This window comes from Cupriavidus sp. 05N38, assembly GCF_056397345.1.
In genome coordinates, this window is record NZ_JBFTNF010000050.1 from 1 (window position 1) to 19,831 (window position 19,831).

Below are 19,831 nucleotides of genomic sequence, written 5' to 3' on the forward strand. Positions count from 1 at the left end.
CCACCCCTTCCCATCCCGAACAGGACCGTGAAACGACTCCACGCCGATGATAGTGCGGATTACCCGTGTGAAAGTAGGTAATCGCCAGGCTCTCCCTTGAAACCCCTCAGTACGCAAGTACTGGGGGGTTTTGCTTTTGGGGCGGCCGAGCAATGTCTGTAAGCGTGTGACTCGTACCATCTGGCCGTCGGGCGAACGGAATGCCAACATCGTTCGCGATGGACACGCATGACCGACTGTGTCCACGAGAGGAGCGTGGGCACAGTGACTCAGTTGACCGAACCCGTTACAGGGCTGATCGTACTTTGGGTGCGAAATCTGGCGGTTTGGCACCAAAAATTCATACAGATCAATGGATTACAAGAACGCCGCCCGCACAAAGTGCGGGCGGCCACGAAGCCTTACTGCAAGCGCCTCTCCGGCTGGCTACCGCCAGATTCGCACCAAAAGAAGTCCCTTCCATTCGACTCCCCCTTCTAACGTAGGGCTTCAGCGAAGCAACTTTCCTGCCGTTTACCCAAGATCGGATGCCTTGTAATTCTGCAGTCCTTTGTCGGGACCTCGGCGCGCACTTGACTTCGCGCTGGCGTCGGTAGGATGGGACTAAGCGGCTCGGAACGCGATCCGCCCCCATCCGCCAAGAAACGGGAACAGAAATGGCCTCCAAACTTCGAGATAACCAAGGTGCGATTCGACTGAACGAGCTCGCACGAAAGTCGTGGGTCGGCATCTTCCTTATGTTCCTGCTTTGGGTCGTGCTCACAGCAGGAGCGATGACGATGGYCGCCAGGGAATTTGGCTACACAGCGGCCTGCTTCCATGGCATCGCGGTGTGACCGGCATCCGCTGGTGCGACCTCGGCAAGGATTCTTTGAGTAGCCCTCGTCGAAACCTCTCTGTTGGACGATTTCATGAACATCAACAGCACCAACGACAAGCAACATGTCAATCGCTCGCTACCGCCAAGCCTTCGCATGTTGGATGACCGCTACCGACTGACCCAGCACGTACAAATCAGTGCTGTGTTCCTAGATCTCGCTTGGCTAGGGTGCGAGGTCAGAATCCGCACCCTCGACAAATACGAGATTGCTTCCACGTTGCTGAAGGTCGACCCCGCAAACGGTACCTTCATCTTCGACGGTTGCCGCACCGATGCCGAGCGGGATTTGTTACTGGCTTCGGACGAGATTGTTTTCTCCACTACGCTACGTGGTGTAGAAATTGACTTCACCGTCGGACGGCCATATCCAGTCAAGTATCGGGGCGAGCCGGCCTGCGCTGCAGCCTTCCCATCTCAGCTGTACCATTTTGAGCGCCGCTCTCATCCCCGTGCGTCCGCGCTCGTTAACATGGCTTATAACTGCGAGCTGCGCACCTCCGACGAGCGAATTCTGACGCTGGACATCGCCGATTTGTCGCTGTCCGGAGTGGGCCTGCGCTCGAAGGCTGTTAGCGCTGGCCAGTTGTCGGTCGGCACGATTTTGAAGAAGTGCAGCCTCGATTTTGGCGACCTGGGCAAACTGGAGGTCGATCTACAAGTGGTGGGGCAAGGGCTAGTCCAACACGGCCGCCGTGATATGCATCACATTGGCTGCGCCTTTGTTTCACTCGCCCCCGGCCAGCAAACTTTCCTCCAGCGCATGGTCTACCAGATTGAGCTGGCGGGTCGCGAATGACTGGGAAGCCCTGCCAGGTCAATCCGGCAGCCCCTCTGCGCCTGTAGTGGCCCCTGTTGCTGCTTGGTATCGCAACATCGCAATAATGACATCTCGTTCCTGGAGTCAGCGTTAAAGGGGCGGCTGCCAAGCCTGCCCCACAGACGCGCACGAAGGAACGCTCACGCGGCCGCGCGGGCGCGTCAGGAGGAGGGCGTACGCCAGGTGGAGGCGCTCGAGCGGCAGCTGCTGGAGCTACGTACCCAATTCTCGACGGAGCTGGGACGCACCCGCGAGCAGGTGGCCGTGGGGCAGGAACGGGCTGCGGCCACCGAGCGCCGCGCGCTGCGCGAGATCGACCAGGAGCGCACGCTGCGGCAGAAGGCCGAGCAGGCGGCGGACCTGCGCGCCGARCTGACGGCGGTGCAGGCGAGGGCGCAGGACGCCGCCGTGGCCGGCGCTGAGGAGCTCACAGCAACCACCACCTGGAACAACCCTGAAGTCCAACGCTCCCACCAGACGGCACAGCGCCGGATCCGGCGCCGCCCCAAATCTCTTCACCTAACCCACGTCGATCGAAATCTAGCGCGCAAGCGATTACCTGGCTTCTGGACAAGGCGGCCACATCCCGCCTTGAAGATGGGCACGGCGGCCGCGCCACGACCTCTCCTCACAGCTTTCTCATCACGGCGCGTAGAGGCGAGCCGGGTTTTCCACCAGGACCTGCTGCCTAAGCTCCTGCGTGGGCAGCCAGTTTCGGATGGAGCGCGCGAGCGCTCCCTCCGGCAGCGTCCGGTAGGCGGAGACCTCATGCCGTGACCTGCGCGGATCCCGTGCGGTGTGTGGCCAGTCACTACCCCACAGCACGTGTCGTGGCGCAGTCCGCAGGAACAGCGCGGCCCACGCACTGGCTGCGTCGTCCGGCGGCATGCCAGCCGACGCGAGCCGGTACGGCGCGGAGAATTTGATGTAGACGTTGCCGGAGCGCAGCAGCGTCAGCAAGGCGATCGCGCGCGCGTCGTCATGGGCCAGTGTGGTAGGCACCATGGCGAAATGGTCCAGCACGACCGGAACTGGCAGTTTCGCAAGCTGGCCAGCCATGGCCAGGATGACATCCAGGTCGGCATAGAGTTGCAGGTGCCAGTCGAACATGGCGATGCGGCCGGCCCAGCGTGCGAGCTCCGCCTGCGCGGCGCCGGCGTCGCACAGGCCGCTGCTTTCCAGGTTGAGGCGCAGCCCACGCACGCCGCGTGCACGCATGGCACGCAAGGCCTCGTTGTCCACGTCCTCGTCCAGCACGGCCACGCCGCGGCCCGCGCCCTGCAGGCGGTCGAGGCTGTCGAGCATGCACCGGTTGTCCGTGCCATAGATGCTGGGCTGCACGATCACTACGCGTTRCAGGCCATGCCGCGACAGGTGCGCAAACAGGTCCTCAAGCGATGCCGGTCCTGGTGTGTAGTGCCGCTGGGCGACCATGGGATAGTCGGTGCGCGCGCCGATGACGTGGGTGTGGCAGTCCCAGGCGCCTGCCGGTAGCGCAGGAGTGTCGCGCATGTCGTTATGCTTCCAATAGGCGTCGGGCGAAGGCGCGGCCCGTTTCAGCGGTGCCCAGGCGGCCGCCGACGTCGCGCGTGGCCTCGCCCGACTGGATCGCCGCGATCATCGCTTCGTCGATGGCGCGCGCAGCAGCCAGGAAGGCGGGCAGGTTGCTGCGCTGGCCATGCCAGCCAAGCAGTTGTCCGGCGGACACAATCAGCGAGAAAGGATTGGCAATGTCCTGGCCGGCAATGTCCGGCGCCGATCCGTGTGCCGCCTGGCCCATTGCATGGTCCTTGCCGGCGTTCAGCGAGCCGCCCAGGCCCAGGCTGCCGGACAATTCGGCAGTCAGGTCGGACAGGATGTCACCAAACATGTTGGTCGTGACGATGACGTCGAATCGCTGCGGGGCGCGCACCACGTGTGCCATCATTGCGTCGACAATGAAGTCGTCGACCTGTACTTCCGGGAACTCGCGCGCCACCTGGTGGCAGATGTCGATGAACATGCCATCGCCGATCTTCAGCACATTGGCCTTGTGCACGATGCTGACATGCCTGCGGCGTGTCATGGCCAGCTCGAACGCCGAGCGTGCAATGCGCTCGCAGCATTGGCGCGTAATGCGACGCAACGAGATGACAACATCCGGCGTGATCAGCATCTCGCTGCCGCCAGACTCGATATTGCGGTCGGCATAGAAACCCTCGGTATTTTCGCGCACGACGACGAGGTCGAACTCGCCAGCCCGGTGCTGCAGGCCCGGATAGGTGCGGGATGGCCTCACGTTGGCGTACAGGTCCAGTTCCTTGCGGAAGAATTTCGAGGGATTGATCTCGCCCCTGGCTTCATCCTTGAAGTCATAGGTGGCCATCGGTCCGAGCATCAGGCCATCGGCGGACTTCACTTTCTGCAGCAACGCCGGCGTCACGGTGGCCCCGTGGAGGCGCAGGCTCTCATGGCCGGATACATCCAGGTCGAATTCAAGGTTGAGCCGGAAGCGCGACGATACGGCACGCAGCACCTCGAGCGTGGCAGCCATTGTTTCGGGGCCGATGCCATCACCGGGAAGCACGACGATTTTCATGTTTGGTCCTTGATTGTGCGAGGGGAAAGAGCAAAGCGATATGCGGGCACACGGTCATTCAACGTAAGCACCCGCTGCCTTGACGAGTTGCGCGAACTTCTGGCGTTCGGCGCGCACGAATGCATCGAATCGCGCTGGCGTAACCGGCTCGACGGCGCTGCCGTCTGCCTCGAAGCGCGCACGGATGGCAGGCTCGGCAATGATTCTGTTGATCTCGGCATTGAGCAGCGTGACGATGGCCTCGGGCGTTTCGCGTGGCGCAAAGTAGCCGCCCCAGAGACTGAAATCGAAACCCGGCACGGCCAACTCCGCTACCGTAGGCACTTGGGGCAGCGCTGGCACCCGGCGGGGGGTGGATACGGCCAGCGGCTTGATCTTGCCGCCCTTGAGGTGAGGCATGATGGCGGAGGCGCTGGAAAAGAAGAACTGCACCTGCCCGCCCATCAGGTCGGTGATCGCCTGTCCGGCGCCCTTGTACGGAATGTGGACCATCTCGGTCCGGGTTCCGATGGCCAGGGCGGCCGCTGCCAGGTGGCCCGGCGTGGCCGTGCCGGACGACGCGTAGGACACGCTGCCCGGTTTGCTGCGCGCCATCTGCAGCAACTCGCCCAGGCCGCTGAAAGGCGCGCTGGCGGGTGCGGCCAACACCAGCGGCGCGTTGCCGACCAGCGCGACGGCCCGGAAGTCCTTCAGCGTGTCATAGCCGGGCGCTTTCATGGCGGATCCGTTGATCGCAATCTCACCGGTTTGCCCTAACAGCAGCGTATAGCCGTCGCCCGGGGCCCTGGCCACTAACCGGCTGCCCAGTGCCCCGCTTGCGCCGGGCCGGTTGTCGACAACCACCGGTTGCCCCAGTGCACGGGCGAGCCGTTCACCGATCAACCGGGCAAAGACATCGCCTTGCCCGCCAGGGGCATAGGGCACGATGACGGTGATGGGCTTTGCCGGATAGTCCTTGCTTGCCCACGCGGTGCCGAGCAGCCCGCTGGCCGCGGCGGCAACGCCAGTGCGCAGGAATCGTCTGCGGCCCGTGAATGCCCGCGCGTCTGTGATGGCCGTTTCCAATCCATGTCTCCTTGATCGAACCGAAGCGGGGAGCCTCCTCATTGCCATTGCATGCCCGGGTGGCTTGCCACGCCGCGCCACAGTGCGAGTTCCTTGTTCAACGCCTGACCAAAGGCGGCTGGCGTGAGCCGGGCGGAATCGGCACCTTCCTGCACCAGCCGCGCCTTGACCGGATCGGCAGCGGCGGCTTCATTGACCGCGCGATTGAGTGCTTCGATGACGGGTGCCGGCGTTCGGGCTGGCGCGAGCACGCCCCACCAGGTGGTGATGTCGAGACCCGCGACGCCTGCCTCGGCAATCGTCGGCACATTGGGGAACAGCGGCGAGCGCTTCGTGCTGGTGACCGCCAGCACTGACACCTTGCCACCACGCACGTAGGGCAGGATGGTTGGCACCGTGGCGAAGAAAAGATCGATGCGCCCGGCCAGCAATTCGACCGTGGCCGGACCACTGCCCTTGAAGGGCACATGCGTCATCGTCAGGCCAGCTTTCTGGCGGAACATTTCGCCTGCCAGATGGTTGATGCTGCCATTGCCGGCCGAGCAGAAATTCAAGCCAGCGGGTCGTGCCTTCGCAGCCGAAATCAACTGCGCCATGTTCTGCACCCCAAGTTGCTTCGAGGTCACGACCAGTAGCGGCCCGCGGCCGATCATGGCGACCGGAGTGAAGGACTTGACCGGGTCATACGGGAGCCTGGGTTCGACGGCCGCGCTGGTAGCGAAGGTCGACGTGGCGAACAGCAGCGTGTAGCCGTCCGGTCTGGCCTTGGCCACGATGTCAGCACCCAGCGCACCGCCAGCGCCGCCACGGTTATCGATGATCACCGGCTGGTGAAGGCGATCCGACATGTTCTTCGCGATGTCACGCGCGATGCTGTCGGTGCCGCCGCCTGCCGCGAACGGGACGACCAGCGTAATCGGCCGGGAAGGATAGGCGGGCTCGGCCCCCGCCAGCAGCGGGAATGCCGCCAGCGCGGCCAGCACACCGCGAATGGAAATGGACATGCGTGTGTCTCCGTTATTTTGGTTGCGTGCCAGCCATGGATCGTTGCCACCGGTAGCGTGGTCTGCGCGGGTACTCCCACGGACCGCACGCATGACTGAGCGGCAATGATCGGGTGGATGGAATTTGCTGTAAAGTGCAAATATCCTATCGATTGATGCCGAAATCGAGTGAATTTTGATCTCGCAGATTTGCGCGCATTTGTGACTGTTGCGGACCTTTGCAGCTTCCGGGCGGCCTCGGCGACGCTGCATATTTCCCAGCCGGCCCTCTCACGCAGGGTCGACAAACTGGAGCAAGCGCTGGGATTCCGCCTGCTTGAGCGCACCACCCGCAAGGTGGAACTCAACGCGATGGGCAGGAACTTCATACCCAAGGCCCGGCACGTCCTGAACGAGCTTGAGAGTGCGTTGCTCGGCATGACGGACTTGTCTGACCGCCTTCGTGGGCAGGTTTCCGTGGCCTGCATTCCTTCCGCCATCGGTAGCTTCCTGGCGGATGTGGTCAGGAAATTCCACCAGGCGTACCCCCGTATCCACGTGCGTCTGCTGGACGAGACCGCCTCGGAGATATTGCTGGCTGTGGGGCGCTCGGAGGCGGACTTTGGCGTCAGTTACCTGGGAACCCAAGAGCCGGATCTGGAGTTCAAGCCGCTGCTTGAGGAGCACTTCGTCCTTGCGTGCCGGCCGGAGCATCCTCTGGCGCAGAGGCGTCAGGTCACCTGGACCGAGTTGGCAGAGTACGAATGCGTGACGCTCGCACCGGGAAGCGGCAATCGCATGCTGATCGATCAAGGCTTATCGGCGGTCGCAGCACGTCCGGCGTGGACCTGCGAAGTCCGTCATGTACCGGCGCTGGTGAGCCTGATCGAAGCGGGCATCGGCATAGGTGCCGTGCCGGCCTACGCCGTGCCTGCCAACCATCCGGCCGGCCTGGTCAGCGTCCCGCTGGTCGAGCCGGAGATCGTTCGTACTATCGGTATCATCAAGCTTCGAGGCCGACCGCTGGCTCCAGCCGCACAGGCGTTCCACGATCTGCTGGTGGCCTCCTACGGTGGACCCGCGCAGAAAACTCGGAGGAAGAAATAGTATTGTCGGAGAGACCTTACAACCAGGCATCCCCGACGCCCAGCCGTCCGGCGTTGGGCGGCCTCAAGCGATGCCGTGGCTGGTGGTCGCGCGCTGGAGTAGCGAGCGCGCCGAAGCAATTACCCCAAAAGAAATACTTATCCATCTCTCTCGATGGCATCTCTCACGCACGCTGGCCGGGCCGCGTTCCTCTTGTCCCGCCTGAAGTTCAAATAGGCGCGTCGATCGCCTCCAGAAGGCACAAGATGCGTATTTCGGACGAACGTGACCTGCCGTTGCGGGATCGTGACCGAGCGAACCAGAAGGCGGGATCGGCGTTGCGCATGACATCAACCAGACGGGCTATGTGCGCCGGCCTTGGCCGGAGAAAGCATGCTCACAGGCGGCTGTCAAGCATCGCCTTCCTTTGCGAAGAGCAAATGAAGGAATGCGCGAATGTCGATTCCGGAAGCAGGAGTTGTGGTCCGGTCGCTCGCCCCCGGTTTGGCGCGGTCTCCTACCAAGGAGACAACCTTCCGACGCGCGTGTCAGGCAACCGCGGGACGCGCTGAAGGGGGCGACGTCGTGCAAGGCGGCGGGCGGGATGTGGGCTGCCTACACCTTGTAGTCTGACGCCGCCTCGCTGATGTACTCGGCGAGCCGGCTTGCCACCGGCTGACGACTATGGCGCGGCCGCTCCACCAGCCCGATCTCGCGGTGAAAGGTATCGTCGCCAAGTGGCAGGGCAGTCACGCCATGCGGCCAAGGGCCTTGCGCCGCCGTTTGCGGGATCAGCGCCACGCCAAGGCCGCGCGCTACCAGCTGCACAATGCCCTGCAGCTCGTCCAGCTCGATGGCGTCCTGCACCGCCAGCCGCGACTGTCGCAGGAACTGGTCGACCAGCCGGCCACCGAACGAGCTGCGGTCATAGCGGATAAAGGGCGCGGATTCCAGCGCGTCGCTCCACGCCTGGCCTGCCATGGCGGCCGGCGCCAGCAGCACGAACGGCTCCATCACCAGCGTGCGCCACTCCAGCTCCGACGGCAGCGCAAAGGGCGGCCGGATCATCACCGCGATATCGATCTCGCCCGCATCCACCTGGCCAAGCAGGTTCAGGGACACGCCCGGCACAACGCGGATCCTGCAGCCGGGCAGCTCGGCGCGGAAGGCGGCCATGGCGTCGATCAGGTATGACACCTGTGCCGAGGCGATCGAGCCCACCCGCACCATGCCGCTGCGCTCCGTGGCGCCGCCGTGCTCGCCGATGCGCGCGTAGAGCGCCATCAGTTCCTCCGCCAGCGCCAGGGTTTCCCGGCCGGCGGCGTTCAGCCGCGCCGAGCGGCCCGTGCGGTCGAACAGGATGAAGCCAAGCTCTTGCTCCAGGCGGTGGATCTGTGCGCTGACAGCCGACTGGGTCAGCCCGATGCGCGCGCCCGCGCTGGCAAAGGTGCCGTGCCGGGCTACGGCGATAAAGGTCTTGAATTCGCGCAGCATGATCGTTTCATCAATTTTCGTGTAGCTAAGGTCAAAAATATATCGCTTTTTTTAATTGGTTGCCATGCCTAGACTTTCCCTCATTGGTGCAGCGGCCGGAACGTTGCCGGCGGCGTGCCAAGACCCGACCCCCACAACACTTCGAACACTTCAATCCCCAAGCGCCATGAGCGAAATCACTCCCGTCCTCGCCCCGTTCCACCTTGCCTTCCCCGTCCACAGCATCGCCGCCGCGCGCGAGTTCTACGGCGACCTGCTGGGCTGCCCCGAAGGGCGCAGCGCGCCGGACTGGGTCGACTTCAACTTCTACGGCCACCAGATCGTGGCCCACCTCGCGCCGGAAGAAGCGGGCCACCGCCACACCAGCGCCGTCGATGGCGATGCCGTGCCGGTGCGTCACTTTGGCGTGGTGCTGCCGATGGACCAGTGGCATGTCGCCGCCGACAAGCTCAAGGCCGCCAACCTGTCGTTCATCATCGAGCCGCATATCCGCTTCAAGGGCGAGGTAGGCGAGCAGGCCACGATGTTCTTCCTTGACCCGTCGGGCAACGCGCTGGAGCTCAAGGCCTTTGCCAATATCGCTTCGCTGTTCGCCAAGTAACACCAACGTCGGACCCACGTCAGACCAGAGTGAGACCGGCCACAAGGCCGGCCGCCGCACGCGGGGCAGGGCTTGCCCGCCCCGCGTGCATCGCCCCCACGCAGTAGCTGCAAGAGTTAGTCGATATGCGAAGAATCCTGGTTGCCAACCGTGGCGAGATTGCCTGCCGTATCATCCGCGCCGCGCAGGCGCTCGGCATGGAAACCGTAGCTGTGCATTCCGCCGCCGATGCCGGCGCGTTGCACTGCGAGATGGCCGACATTGCCGTTGCGGTAGGTCCCGCGCCGGCGGCGCAGAGCTACCTGAATGTGGAAGCGGTGCTCGCCGCTGGCACGGCGCACGGCGCCGATGGGTGCACCCGGGCTATGGTTTCCTCTCCGAGAACACCGTGTTTGCCCGTGCGGCGCAAGCGCAAGGCATGCAGTGGATCGGCCCGTCCGTCGAGTCGATCGAGAACATGGGCGACAAGAACCGCGCCCGCGATATTGCCGCCGCGTGCGGCGTGCCGGTGCTGCCCGGCAGTATCCGCTTCCTGCCCGAAGACCTGTCGCGCTTGCACGCCGAGGCCCAGCGCGTTGGCTATCCCGTGCTGGTCAAAGCCGCCGGCGGCGGTGGCGGCATCGGCATGAAGCGCGTTGACGGGCCAGACACGCTGGCGGCCACGGTGGCGTCCACCCAGGCACTGGCCCTGAAGGCCTTTGGCGACGCCAGCATCTACCTGGAGCGCTATGTCCCGCGCGCCCGCCATATCGAGGTGCAGGTGTTTGGCTTCGGTGATGGCACGGCGGTGCATCTGTTCGAGCGCGAATGCTCGGTGCAGCGCCGTTTCCAGAAGATCATTGAAGAAAGCCCGGCGCCCAATGTGCCGGCCGCCGTGCTGGCCAGCATGAGCGCGGCGGCGGTGGCGCTGGCCGCGCACCAGCGCTACGGCGGCGCGGGCACGGTCGAGTTCATCCTCGACGCGGACAGCGGCGAGTACTTCTTCCTGGAGATGAACACGCGCATCCAGGTGGAGCACGGCGTGACCGAGGCCATCACAGGCTGGGACCTGGTACAGGCGCAGATCCGGCTCGCCGCCGGCACGCTCGCACCCTGCGCGCAGCAAGATATCCGACGGGCCGGCGCGGCCATCGAGTGCCGGCTGTATGCCGAGAACCCGGCGCGCCATTTCATGCCATCGCCGGGCAAGCTGGCGCGCTTTTGCCTGCCGGCGGGCATGGCCGGGCTGCGCGTGGACACCGGCGTGCGCGAGGGCGATGCCATCACGCCGTTCTACGATCCGATGATCGCCAAGCTGATTGCCTTTGGCACCGACCGCGAAACCGCCATCGCCACCATGCAGGCGGCGCTCGGCGCAACCGTGATCGAAGGCATCCGGCACAACGCCGTGTTCCTTGGCCGCGTGCTGGACCATGCGGACTTCCGTGCCGGGCGCGTCGATACCGGTTTTGTGGAGCGCGAGCTGGCGGTGCTGGTGGGCGAGTCCGCCGCGCCGGTGGCTGTGCCTGCGCCATCCGCCGTGGAGGTGCGGGCATGATCGCGCAGGACGTGGAACAGGCCGCGCCGGCCGCGCAAACGTCCTGGCGGATCGCGCCGTCCGGCGATCGCTGCCTGATTGTGGAGTTCGGCACGGTGGCGGATATCGCCATCAACCGCCAGGCGTGCGCGGCAGCGGCGCGGATCGCCGCCGCGGCCCTGCCCGGCGTGACCGACATCGTGCCCGCCCTGACCACCGTGGGCGTGCACTACAAGCCGATCGCCGTGGCCCGCGCGACGGGTACCAGCGCCCTGTTCGAGGTGCTCTCGGCCATGATCGGCGAACTCCTGCGCGAAGGGCTTTCGTCAAGCGCGGGCGCGCCACTGGTGATCGATATTCCCGTCTGCTATGGCGGCGAGCATGGTCCCGACCTGGACGATGTGGCAGCCACCTGTGGCCTGTCGCCCGACCAGGTCATCGCGCTGCATAGCGCCGAGCCGGTCGATGTGCTGATGCTGGGCTTCGCGCCGGGGCATCCCTATGTGGGCCGCTTCGACGCGCGCCTTTCGCCGCCGCGCCGGAGCACGCCGCGTACCGCGGTGGCGGCGGGCTCGATTGGCCTTGCCAATCGGCAGACCGTGATCTATCCCATGACCTTACCCGGCGGCTGGAACCTGATCGGGCGCACGCCCGTGGCGCTGTTTGACCCGCATCGCGCGTCGCCGTGCCTGCTGGCCGCCGGCGATCGTGTGCGCTTCGTGCCGATCTCTTCCGACGTATTCGAATCCATGCAGGCGGACGGAGGCGTGCAGCCATGAGCATCGAAGTGATCAAGCCTGGTGCGTTGAGCACCTTCCAGGATCTCGGCCGCGACGGCTACCAGCAACTCGGCGTGCCGGCCAACGGCGCCATGGACGAGCGCGCCCACCGGCTGGCGAACGCGCTGGCCGGCAACGCCGCGGCAGAAGCCACGCTGGAGATCACGCTGATGGGCCCCACGCTGCTGTTCCATGAGCCGGCCGTGATTGCCGTGTGCGGCGCGGATCTGGATGCCACGCTCGACGGCGCGCCCGTGCCGCTGAACCGTGCGGTGCCCGTCGCCGCGGGCGCGGTGCTGGCCTTCGGCAAGCGCCGCAGCGGCTTGCGCGCTTACCTTGCGGTGCACGGCGGCTTTGCGCTGACGCCGGTCATGGGCAGTTGCAGCACCTTTGTGCGCGGCGGCTATGGCGGCGCGGCCGGCAAGCCGTTGCGCAAGGGCGACCACATTGCCTTGCGCGGCGGCGTGGCCGCACCGGTCCGCGATGCCGGTTCCCCGGCGTTTCCGGCCGATGTCCTCACCGCGCCCGATCTGCCCGTGCGCGTCGTCGCCGGACGCGAATGGGCGTGTTTCTCGGATGCGGCCAGGCATGCGCTCGTCAGCGAGCCGTTTCGCATTGGCGCGCAATCGGACCGCATGGGGTATCGCCTGGAAGGCACGCCGCTCGCGCTGGCCGCACCTGCCGAGATGCTGTCCGAGGCCGTGGCCTTCGGCACGATCCAGGTGCCGCCCGATGGCCAGCCCATCGTGCTGATGGCGGACCGCCAGACCACCGGCGGCTATCCCAAGATTGCCCATGTGTGCGCGGTGGACCTGCCGCGCCTGGCGCAGAAGATGCCGAGCGAGGCGGTGCGCTTTGCCTTGATCGATCTGCGGGAAGCCCAGCGCCTTGCCTTGCTGCAGGACGCAATATTCGAAGCCATGGATACGGCAACGGCAGGGGAGCACGCGCATGGCTGAGATCGATTTCAACAGCGATATGGGCGAGAGCTTCGGTATCTACCGGCTTGGTGACGATGCGGCCGTGCTGCCGCATGTCACCTCCGCCAATATTGCCTGCGGTTTTCACGCGGGCGATGCGCAGACCATGGCAGCCACCGTGCGCGCCGCCACTGCGCTCGGTGTCTCGCTCGGCGCGCATCCGGGCTTTCCGGATCTGCAGGGTTTTGGACGGCGCGCCATGCAGCTCGGCCGCGAGGAGATCTACAACATCACGGTCTGCCAGGTTGGCGCCCTGCAGGCGTTCGCCGCCGCGGCCGGCAGCCGGCTCGCGCATGTGAAGCCGCACGGCGCGCTGTACAACCAGGCCGCGCGCGATGGCGTCATGGCGCGCGCGCTGTGCGAGGCGGTGCGCGATGTGGATCCGTCGCTGGTGTTCTACGGCCTGGCCGGCTCCGCGCTGGTCACGGCCGCGCGCGAGGCCGGACTCGCGGTGGCGCAGGAGGTATTTGCCGACCGCACGTATCAGGACGATGGCTCGCTGACCCCGCGCAGCCATCCCGGCGCCATGATCACCGATGTGGAGGCTTCCATCGCGCAGGTATTGCGCATGGTGCGCGACGGTGTGGTGCGCTCGCTGGGCGGCGTGGACGTGCCGGTCCGGGCGGACACGCTCTGCATCCACGGCGACCAGCCGGGCGCGGCCGGGTTTGCCCGCCGCATCCGCGCCGCGCTGGAGGCGGAGGGCATCACGGTGCGCGCACCGCAATCACGATAGCTACGGACAAACAGAATATGCCCCACACAAAATCCCCCATATCCATCGTGGCAGACACCGCTGGCACCCTCTGGAAACTCGTGGCGCAGCCCGGCGAGATGCAGGTAAAGGATGCCACGCTTCTGATTATCGAATCCATGAAAATGGAAATACCGATTGAGGCCGGATCGGCAGGTTATATCGAATCGTATTGCGTGGCCGAAGGTGAAATGGTGGAAGAAGGCCAGGTATTGGGCAGCTTTATTCCTGCTGCTTGAAGCACGCTGTTGATAAAGCTGTAAATTCGCCGCTGACATAGATTTGGTGGCGTCGGCCGGGCCGTACGGTCTGGCCGTTTTCTCAATGATCCCGTGGGTTGGGAAATGAATCACCAGCTGGCTGCGGACGATACCGGTTTCGGTGCGTTTACTGCCCCAGGGCGGGACGACAGGTTCATTGTTGTGGTGCGGCGGGGCGCATTAAATCCCCGAATCATATGGCTTTTCTCAGTCAGGAATCGTAACGCCCGGAATTCCGTGTTTTTAACGAAATCGCCGCTGGCATGCTTGTTGCAAAGTATCCGGTGTAATCGATGAAGCATGAATCCCGGTGGCTTTTAAAGGCCCGCGATTCCCGGCAGGTGGTTAGCTCTCCGGAAATAAAAACAAGACGCGAGCCCGGCCTGTGCACCAGGAAGTTTCAGGCACAGGACGGCCATCGTGGCAGGTGTTCGTGCTTCAGCGCTGGTTCATCCAGGGGTTTCACCACGCCTGGACTGGATTTTCTACCCCGTTGCATCCTGGAAACTGACAACATGTCCAACGCCCCCACCTCATCCCTGCCGATGCCCGACGCGGCGCCGGCATCCACCCCTGCCACGGCGCCGGCAACCGGCAATACCGTCGCCCGCAAAGCCGCCATGGCCGCCGCGGCCGGTACCGCCATCGAGTATTACGAGTTCGGCGTGTACGGCTATATGGCCTCCACCATTGGCCCGCTGTTCTTCCCTAGCGACAACGCCACGGCTTCGCTGCTGGCCATCCTGGCCGTGTTCGGCAGCGCCTTCCTGATGCGCCCGATCGGCGGCATCGTGCTTGGGCGCCTGGGCGACCGCGTCGGCCGCCGCGCCGTGCTGCTGGTCACCGTGATCGGCATGGGCATTGCCACCGGCATCATCGGCCTGCTGCCGGTGGCTGCCAGCGCGGGCATCGTGGCGCCGCTGCTGCTGCTGGCCATCCGCCTTGCGCAGGGCTTCTTCGCCGGCGGCGAAGTCACCGGCGCGGCGGCCTATGTGGCCGAGTCCGCCCCCAAGGGCAGGCGCGGCTTCTACGGCGCCTTCACGCCGGTGGGCGTGGCCGTGGGCGGCGCGCTGGCCGCGACCGTGTGCGGCATCACCACCGGCTTGCTGGAGCCCGTGCAGATGCAGGCGTGGGGCTGGCGCATTCCGTTCCTGATGGCGATCCCGATGGTGGTGATCTCGTCGATGGTGCGCAAGCGCGTGGAAGAGTCCGTGGCCTTCAAGCAGTTCCAGGAACACAGTGAGCCGCCCAAGGCGCCGCTCAAGGAAGTCTTCACCTCGCACATGCCCGCCGTGGTCAAGGTGATGCTGCTGTCCTTCGGCCAGAACGTGGGCTACTGGGTGGGGCTGGTGTTCATGAACATCTACATGACCACTTATCTCAAGTACGACAAGGCAACGGTGTACTGGATCATGGCGTTCGTCAGCCTGACCATGGCCATGCTGATGCCGCTGTGGGGCGGACTGTCCGACCGGCTCGGCCGGCGCAAGGTGCTTGCCATCGGCTTTTGCGCCTACATGGTGCTGGTATTGCCGATGATGATGCTGATGGACAACCACAGCATCGGCCTGGCCTTTCTCGCCATGATGGTGGTGGCGCTGCCCATGCCCATCGTGCAGTCCGTCGGCTATCCGACCTATGCCGAGCAGTTCCCGACCCGCGTGCGCTACACCGGCATGGCGTTCAGCTTCAACATCGGCGCCATCCTTGGCGGCGGGCTCACGCCGTACGTGGCCACCGCGCTGATCGGCAGCACTGGCAACCTGCTCAGTCCGGCCTACCTGCTCATGGGCGGCGCGGCAGTCAGCCTGCTGGCCCTGCTGGGCGTGAAGGAAACCGCCCGCCAGGCCCTCGACTGATGACGGACCGCAACCGGAGCTTGGAGATGGACGCAGGTATCCACGCCGCGGCCGGGCTTGCGCCCGGCTGGGCCGCCACGCCGACTGGCGCCCGCGCCGGCATCCGCAGTGGCCGGTACAACGGCAATACCAGCGGCATGGCGCCCGGCCATGGCCAGGGCAACCTGATGATCCTGCCCAAGGCCTGGGCCGGGGATTTCCTCGGGTACTGCCGGGCCAACCCGGTGCCATGCCCGCTGATCGGCATGACCGAAGCGGGCAGCCCCGCGGTGCCGATGCTGGGCGGCGATATCGACCTTCGCACCGACGTGCCGCGCTACCGTGTGTGGCGCCATGGCGAACTGGTGGAGGAGCGCGACGATATCAGCGCGCTCTGGCAGGACGATTTCGTGGGCTTTGTGCTGGGCTGCTCGCTGTCGTTCGAGGACGCGCTGGAGCGCGCCGGCTTGCGCGTGCGGCACGTCGACGAAGGCAAGATCGTGCCGATGTACCGCACCAGCATCCGGACCACGCGCGTGGGTGCCTTCCATGGGCCAATGGTGGTGTCGATGCGGCCCTACACGCCGGACGAGGCGGCCATCGCCTGGGCCGTGTGCGCCCGGTTGCCGGGGGCGCACGGGGCGCCGGTTCATATGGGCGACCCCGCCGCGATCGGCATCGCGGACATCGGCCGCCCGGACGAAGGCGAGCCGACCGTGATCCTGGCCGGGGAGGTTCCCGTGTTCTGGGGGTGCGGGGTGACGCCGCAGGCGGCGGCCATGATGGCGCGTCCGCCGCTGTGCATCACCCATGCGCCGGGGCACATGCTGGTATGCGACGTGCCTGCCGATGGGTTGAGGTTACTGTGAGCGCGGGAAGATAAAGTGTAATGAAGGATGGCACCGGAGCTACCGGGAACCGCCGCAACTGCATGCGCTAAGCTCGGGCGGCATCGTTGCGGCGGATCACCGCCCAGGCACGGGCGCCGGTGCTCTCTCCGCCGCGCCACGCGATGGCGCCATTGACGATCACCGTCTCGATGCCCCTCGCGGCCGCGACAGGGCGCGCGAAGGTCACAGGGCAGGAGGAGGGCATACGCCAGGTCGAGGCGCTCGAGCGGCAGCTGCTGGAGCTGCGTACCCAATTCTCGACGGAGCTGGAACGCATCCGCGTGCAGGTGGCCATTGCGCAGGTGCGCGCCAGCGCCATCGAGCTGCGCGCGCAACTGGAAACGGCACTGCGGCGTGCCGCCGGTCAATGCCCTTCCTCGATATTGAGGATTTTCCCCAAGCCCAGAAAATAGTTCGCGAAGGCAAGCACGCTAGCCGTCACGGCAATATAGACGACTGACAGTGCGGCCAGCGTCGGATCGGCAAACTCCCGTACATAGTTGTACATGGAAACCGGCAGTGTCTGCGTGTCTTGCGTTGTGACGAAAAGCGATGCGGTGAATTCACTGAACGACATGATCGCCGCAAACAACCAGCCGCCAAACAGCCCCGGCGCGAGCAGCGGAATCGTAATCGTGAAAAGCACCTTCAGCGGCGACCCACCGAGGCTTGCTGCCGCCTGTTCAAGCCTTGCGTCCAGGTTCTCCATGGAAACATAGACGCTCTTCAGCACAAACGGCAGCACCAGCATCACGTGACACAGGATGACGACGCCATATGAGCGGTGTATGGAGGCTTGTGACACCAGGATGAGCAGGCCCAGCCCCAGCGTGAAGTGCGGCACCACGAGCGGAGAGTGCAGGATGGCCAGCAGCGTCTGCTTGCCGGGGAATTCCAGCCGTTTGACGACAATCGACAGGCAGGTCCCGATCACCAGCGCAATGAACGAGGACCATCCGGTGATGACGAGGCTGGCGCGGAATCCATCCCGAAAATCCGGATAACTGAAGACACGTGCAAACCATGTCAGCGAATAGGATTCAGGCGGGAAAGTGATGATCGCCTTTTCGTTGAAGGCGGCGATCGTCACCACCACGACCGGCAACAGCACGAATGCAAGCAGGATGGCGATGAGCAGCGGACCCGCGATACGCAGCGGCAAAGGCAAAGCGCTTTTGATTCTCATTTTTTAGTGTCCTCCAACGGCTTTCAGTCGCTTGGTGAACAGCCCCAGGGAAAAGAGCGCCGCGGCGGTCAGCAGCAAGCCCATGACACTCAGGCTGGCCGCAAGCGGGAAGTTCATGGAAGCGAAGCCAAGCTGGTACACCAGCGTCGAAACCGTCGGCACGCGGCCTCCGCCAATCATCTGAGGCGTCGCAAAGGCGCTGAAGGTCCAGGCGAACGCAGTTGTGATGCCAGCCAGAATGCCCGGCATTGAAAGCGGAAGCGTGACCGTGAGGAAGGTCCTGACCGGGCCGGCACCTAGGCTCTGGGCGGCTTTCTCGTAGTCCCGGTCGATATGCGAAATCGCCGTGGCAAGCATCAGGACCACGACGGGAATCGTCACGTGCACCAGCGCGACCAGCACGCCCAGGTGTGTGAACATCAGTTCCAGTGGCCAGTCGATCAAGCCGAGCTTTCGCAGCGTGCCATTGATGAAGCCATTGCTGCCCAGGACGGCGATCCAGGAGTAGGTCCGGACGATTTCCCCCAGAAACAGGGGCGTGATGGACACCACGAGGATGAAGGACTTGAGCGCTCGGCTCCTGACGCGCACCAGTGCATAGGCCAGCGGGTACGCAACTAGCAGCGAAAAGACGGTCGTCTCCACGCTCAGCCGCAAGGTGTTGGAGAACGCGTCGAGATAAATCGACTTGGTCAAGCCGCTGAAGTTGGCGAACGTGAATCCGCCGACATCCAGGGAGCCGGGCACATACGCCCGGAAGCTGAACTGCAGGACCGCAATCAACGAAATTGCGATGCACAGCGCGACAAGTACGGCTGGGGAGACCAGCCAGGCTCGAGGATCGGAGCGCATTCTTAAGCCTTATTCCAGATGCTCAATCGGCGAGGGAGGCTCGGTGCGGTGCATGGCCGCGGCGCCCCTCCCTCCATACCCTTAATATCGGGTTCAGTTCATGACGTTCTCAGTGAACCACTTCCGCCATTCCGCAGTCTTCTCGGCGCGAAGTTTGTGGTCTACGACGATGGCCGTTTCCCACTGTTCCTTCGTCGTGAACACGCCGGGCAGCTTGGCGTCTTCAGGCGAAACCTTGGCGTCGTCGATGACGGGGCTCGCCTTCTTCAAGGCCACGATCTTCGACTGGACGTCCGGGGACAAGGCGATGTTCATGAACTTGTAAGCCAGATCGGCCTTGGTCGAGCCCTTGGTGATGGCCATGGTATCGATGCCGAGCACAGCGCCTTCCTTCGGCGTGACCAACTTGATGGGCACACCCTGACTGATCATGTGATAGGCGTTGATCGACAGGATGACCTGCACGGGCGTTTCGCCGGAGGCGATCAACTGCTGCGCATTGGCGTCATTGGTATAGAACGCCTTGAAGTTGGGCTTGAGCGCCTTGAGCTTGTCCTGGCCCTTTTCCCAGCTTTTCGCATCGCCTCCCGACAGCATGGCCGAAACCGCGACCACATGGCTCGGATCGAAGTCAGGCACGCCAATCTTGCCTTTCAGGGCCGGATTCCACAGGTCGTTCCAGCTCTCGAACTTGATGCTGGGCGGCACCAGGTCAGCGCGATAGCCGATGGTATAGACATAGGCCCAGCTGCCGATGTGATACGGGCTGATCTTGGCGCGATCGACCATATGCGTGTAATTCGGAATCTTGCTCGTATCCAGCTTTTCAAAGAGATTGCCGTTGGCGTAGAGCCAGCCGACGTGGGAAGTCGTGAAGGTAACGTCGCTCTCGGGCTTGGAGGCAAGCTTTGCCTTGTTCAGGCGGTCGATGGTGCCGCCTGTGATGTACTTGACCGGCACCCCGGTTTGCCGCGTGAATTCCTTGCCGATGCTTTCATCGATGAGGTCGCGGAAACTGCCGCCCCATGTGCTCACCACCAAGGCTTCCTGCGCCCATGCCGCCGTACTGCCAAGCGTGGCGGCGAGTGCGCAAAGGGTCAAAATCTTGCGAATCGTCATTTACTTCCCCCAATCGAAAAGATAAACATCTGATAGAACTGGAAATACGCTGAAACGTGCTACCGAGAAACGCAATCACAATGCAGCGAAACGTTGCTGGCCAGGGAGGCGTAAGGCATGCGTGATCAGCGCAGGCGCACCCTGCAAGCACGT

At 64.3% G+C, this 19,831-nt stretch carries 19 protein-coding genes, 1 rRNA gene and 1 pseudogene; 13 read left to right on the forward strand and 8 right to left on the reverse strand.

From position 1 onward, the window contains the following. Positions 1 to 90, forward strand: a 5S ribosomal RNA gene (gene rrf, locus AC1DK4_RS28820); the annotation flags it as partial. Positions 91 to 911: 821 nt separating this feature from the next. Then, positions 912 to 1,676, forward strand: a complete 765-nt coding sequence (locus tag AC1DK4_RS28825; RefSeq protein WP_441620952.1) for a flagellar brake protein — start codon at positions 912 to 914, stop codon at positions 1,674 to 1,676. A 663-nt stretch (positions 1,677 to 2,339) separates the two neighbouring features. Here the strand turns inward: AC1DK4_RS28825 and AC1DK4_RS28830 are convergent. Genes AC1DK4_RS28830 through AC1DK4_RS28845 form a run of 4 tightly spaced genes read right to left on the reverse strand, consistent with a single transcriptional unit; the run spans position 2,340 to position 6,344 of the window. Beyond that, positions 2,340 to 3,209 (reverse strand): amidohydrolase family protein, encoded by an 870-nt coding sequence (locus AC1DK4_RS28830; RefSeq protein ID WP_477131931.1) that lies wholly within the window; start codon positions 3,207 to 3,209, stop codon positions 2,340 to 2,342. 4 nt (positions 3,210 to 3,213) lie between these two features. Further along, a complete protein-coding gene (locus tag AC1DK4_RS28835) occupies positions 3,214 to 4,275 on the reverse strand; it encodes an isocitrate/isopropylmalate dehydrogenase family protein (protein ID WP_441620948.1) in 1,062 nt (353 codons plus the stop codon). A 54-nt stretch (positions 4,276 to 4,329) separates the two neighbouring features. Next, the gene (locus AC1DK4_RS28840; RefSeq protein ID WP_441620946.1) at positions 4,330 to 5,340 is read right to left on the reverse strand and encodes a Bug family tripartite tricarboxylate transporter substrate binding protein; all 1,011 of its coding nucleotides are present in this window, start codon (positions 5,338 to 5,340) and stop codon (positions 4,330 to 4,332) included. 38 nt (positions 5,341 to 5,378) lie between these two features. Further along, on the reverse strand, positions 5,379 to 6,344 hold the full coding sequence (locus tag AC1DK4_RS28845; RefSeq protein WP_441620962.1) for a tripartite tricarboxylate transporter substrate binding protein: 966 nt from the start codon (positions 6,342 to 6,344) through the stop codon (positions 5,379 to 5,381). Positions 6,345 to 6,512: 168 nt separating this feature from the next. Between AC1DK4_RS28845 and AC1DK4_RS28850 the strand changes: the two genes are divergently transcribed. Next, complete coding sequence (locus tag AC1DK4_RS28850; protein WP_441620944.1) at positions 6,513 to 7,430, forward strand: LysR family transcriptional regulator; 918 nt, start codon at positions 6,513 to 6,515, stop codon at positions 7,428 to 7,430. A 594-nt stretch (positions 7,431 to 8,024) separates the two neighbouring features. On the opposite strand, the gene AC1DK4_RS28855 is transcribed toward AC1DK4_RS28850, so the two are convergent. Further along, positions 8,025 to 8,903 carry a LysR family transcriptional regulator gene (locus tag AC1DK4_RS28855; RefSeq protein ID WP_441620942.1) on the reverse strand — a complete coding sequence of 293 codons (879 nt, stop codon included), beginning with the start codon at positions 8,901 to 8,903 and terminating at the stop codon, positions 8,025 to 8,027. Between the two features lie 166 nt (positions 8,904 to 9,069). On the opposite strand from AC1DK4_RS28855, the gene AC1DK4_RS28860 reads away from it, so the two are divergent. The 10 genes and pseudogenes from AC1DK4_RS28860 (at position 9,070) to AC1DK4_RS28905 (ending at position 16,934) form a co-directional block, all read left to right on the forward strand. After that, complete coding sequence (locus AC1DK4_RS28860; RefSeq protein ID WP_253930999.1) at positions 9,070 to 9,504, forward strand: VOC family protein; 435 nt, start codon at positions 9,070 to 9,072, stop codon at positions 9,502 to 9,504. Between the two features lie 125 nt (positions 9,505 to 9,629). Then, positions 9,630 to 10,528 (forward strand): annotated as a pseudogene (locus tag AC1DK4_RS28865) (ATP-binding protein); the annotation flags it as partial. A gap of 147 nt (positions 10,529 to 10,675) precedes the next feature. Continuing rightward, positions 10,676 to 11,041, forward strand: a complete 366-nt coding sequence (locus AC1DK4_RS28870) for a hypothetical protein (RefSeq protein ID WP_477117201.1) — start codon at positions 10,676 to 10,678, stop codon at positions 11,039 to 11,041. Beyond that, a complete protein-coding gene (gene pxpB, locus AC1DK4_RS28875; RefSeq protein WP_441620940.1) occupies positions 11,038 to 11,799 on the forward strand; it encodes a 5-oxoprolinase subunit PxpB in 762 nt (253 codons plus the stop codon). Before AC1DK4_RS28870 ends, pxpB begins: the two co-directional genes overlap by 4 nt. Continuing rightward, on the forward strand, positions 11,796 to 12,758 hold the full coding sequence (locus AC1DK4_RS28880) for a 5-oxoprolinase subunit C family protein (protein WP_441620938.1): 963 nt from the start codon (positions 11,796 to 11,798) through the stop codon (positions 12,756 to 12,758). Before pxpB ends, AC1DK4_RS28880 begins: the two co-directional genes overlap by 4 nt. After that, positions 12,751 to 13,515: a LamB/YcsF family protein gene (locus AC1DK4_RS28885; protein ID WP_441620936.1), complete on the forward strand. Its 765-nt coding sequence runs from the start codon at positions 12,751 to 12,753 to the stop codon at positions 13,513 to 13,515. Before AC1DK4_RS28880 ends, AC1DK4_RS28885 begins: the two co-directional genes overlap by 8 nt. Before the next feature lie 17 nt (positions 13,516 to 13,532). Then, on the forward strand, positions 13,533 to 13,772 hold the full coding sequence (locus AC1DK4_RS28890; RefSeq protein WP_441620934.1) for an acyl-CoA carboxylase biotin carboxyl carrier protein subunit: 240 nt from the start codon (positions 13,533 to 13,535) through the stop codon (positions 13,770 to 13,772). Between the two features lie 536 nt (positions 13,773 to 14,308). Continuing rightward, the gene (locus AC1DK4_RS28895; RefSeq protein WP_441620932.1) at positions 14,309 to 15,652 is read left to right on the forward strand and encodes an MFS transporter; all 1,344 of its coding nucleotides are present in this window, start codon (positions 14,309 to 14,311) and stop codon (positions 15,650 to 15,652) included. A 26-nt stretch (positions 15,653 to 15,678) separates the two neighbouring features. After that, positions 15,679 to 16,500 carry a putative hydro-lyase gene (locus AC1DK4_RS28900; protein WP_441620930.1) on the forward strand — a complete coding sequence of 274 codons (822 nt, stop codon included), beginning with the start codon at positions 15,679 to 15,681 and terminating at the stop codon, positions 16,498 to 16,500. A gap of 152 nt (positions 16,501 to 16,652) precedes the next feature. Then, a complete protein-coding gene (locus tag AC1DK4_RS28905) occupies positions 16,653 to 16,934 on the forward strand; it encodes a hypothetical protein (RefSeq protein WP_441620929.1) in 282 nt (93 codons plus the stop codon). Here AC1DK4_RS28905 and AC1DK4_RS28910 read toward each other — a convergent pair. The 3 genes from AC1DK4_RS28910 to AC1DK4_RS28920 form a co-directional block, all read right to left on the reverse strand. Next, the gene (locus AC1DK4_RS28910; RefSeq protein WP_441620927.1) at positions 16,886 to 17,707 is read right to left on the reverse strand and encodes an ABC transporter permease; all 822 of its coding nucleotides are present in this window, start codon (positions 17,705 to 17,707) and stop codon (positions 16,886 to 16,888) included. The two genes, AC1DK4_RS28905 and AC1DK4_RS28910, sit on opposite strands and share 49 nt — an antisense overlap. A 3-nt stretch (positions 17,708 to 17,710) precedes the next feature. Further along, positions 17,711 to 18,559 (reverse strand): ABC transporter permease, encoded by an 849-nt coding sequence (locus tag AC1DK4_RS28915; protein ID WP_441620925.1) that lies wholly within the window; start codon positions 18,557 to 18,559, stop codon positions 17,711 to 17,713. Between the two features lie 93 nt (positions 18,560 to 18,652). Then, complete coding sequence (locus AC1DK4_RS28920; RefSeq protein WP_441620923.1) at positions 18,653 to 19,678, reverse strand: ABC transporter substrate-binding protein; 1,026 nt, start codon at positions 19,676 to 19,678, stop codon at positions 18,653 to 18,655. Positions 19,679 to 19,831 lie beyond the last annotated feature (153 nt).

Excerpts from the sequence above, each read along its gene's own strand:
- AC1DK4_RS28920 (WP_441620923.1), bottom strand. The coding sequence starts at position 19,678 with ATGACGATTCGCAAGATTTTGACCCTTTGCGCACTCGCCGCCACGCTT.
- AC1DK4_RS28860 (WP_253930999.1), top strand. The coding sequence starts at position 9,070 with ATGAGCGAAATCACTCCCGTCCTCGCCCCGTTCCACCTTGCCTTCCCC.
- pxpB (WP_441620940.1), top strand. The coding sequence starts at position 11,038 with ATGATCGCGCAGGACGTGGAACAGGCCGCGCCGGCCGCGCAAACGTCC.
- AC1DK4_RS28890 (WP_441620934.1), top strand. The coding sequence starts at position 13,533 with ATGCCCCACACAAAATCCCCCATATCCATCGTGGCAGACACCGCTGGC.
- AC1DK4_RS28825 (WP_441620952.1), top strand. The coding sequence starts at position 912 with ATGAACATCAACAGCACCAACGACAAGCAACATGTCAATCGCTCGCTA.
- AC1DK4_RS28845 (WP_441620962.1), bottom strand. The coding sequence starts at position 6,344 with ATGTCCATTTCCATTCGCGGTGTGCTGGCCGCGCTGGCGGCATTCCCG.
- AC1DK4_RS28870 (WP_477117201.1), top strand. The coding sequence starts at position 10,676 with ATGCCATCGCCGGGCAAGCTGGCGCGCTTTTGCCTGCCGGCGGGCATG.
- AC1DK4_RS28885 (WP_441620936.1), top strand. The coding sequence starts at position 12,751 with ATGGCTGAGATCGATTTCAACAGCGATATGGGCGAGAGCTTCGGTATC.
- AC1DK4_RS28855 (WP_441620942.1), bottom strand. The coding sequence starts at position 8,903 with ATGCTGCGCGAATTCAAGACCTTTATCGCCGTAGCCCGGCACGGCACC.
- AC1DK4_RS28900 (WP_441620930.1), top strand. The coding sequence starts at position 15,679 with ATGGACGCAGGTATCCACGCCGCGGCCGGGCTTGCGCCCGGCTGGGCC.
- AC1DK4_RS28915 (WP_441620925.1), bottom strand. The coding sequence starts at position 18,559 with ATGCGCTCCGATCCTCGAGCCTGGCTGGTCTCCCCAGCCGTACTTGTC.
- AC1DK4_RS28835 (WP_441620948.1), bottom strand. The coding sequence starts at position 4,275 with ATGAAAATCGTCGTGCTTCCCGGTGATGGCATCGGCCCCGAAACAATG.
- AC1DK4_RS28910 (WP_441620927.1), bottom strand. The coding sequence starts at position 17,707 with ATGAGAATCAAAAGCGCTTTGCCTTTGCCGCTGCGTATCGCGGGTCCG.
- AC1DK4_RS28880 (WP_441620938.1), top strand. The coding sequence starts at position 11,796 with ATGAGCATCGAAGTGATCAAGCCTGGTGCGTTGAGCACCTTCCAGGAT.
- AC1DK4_RS28895 (WP_441620932.1), top strand. The coding sequence starts at position 14,309 with ATGTCCAACGCCCCCACCTCATCCCTGCCGATGCCCGACGCGGCGCCG.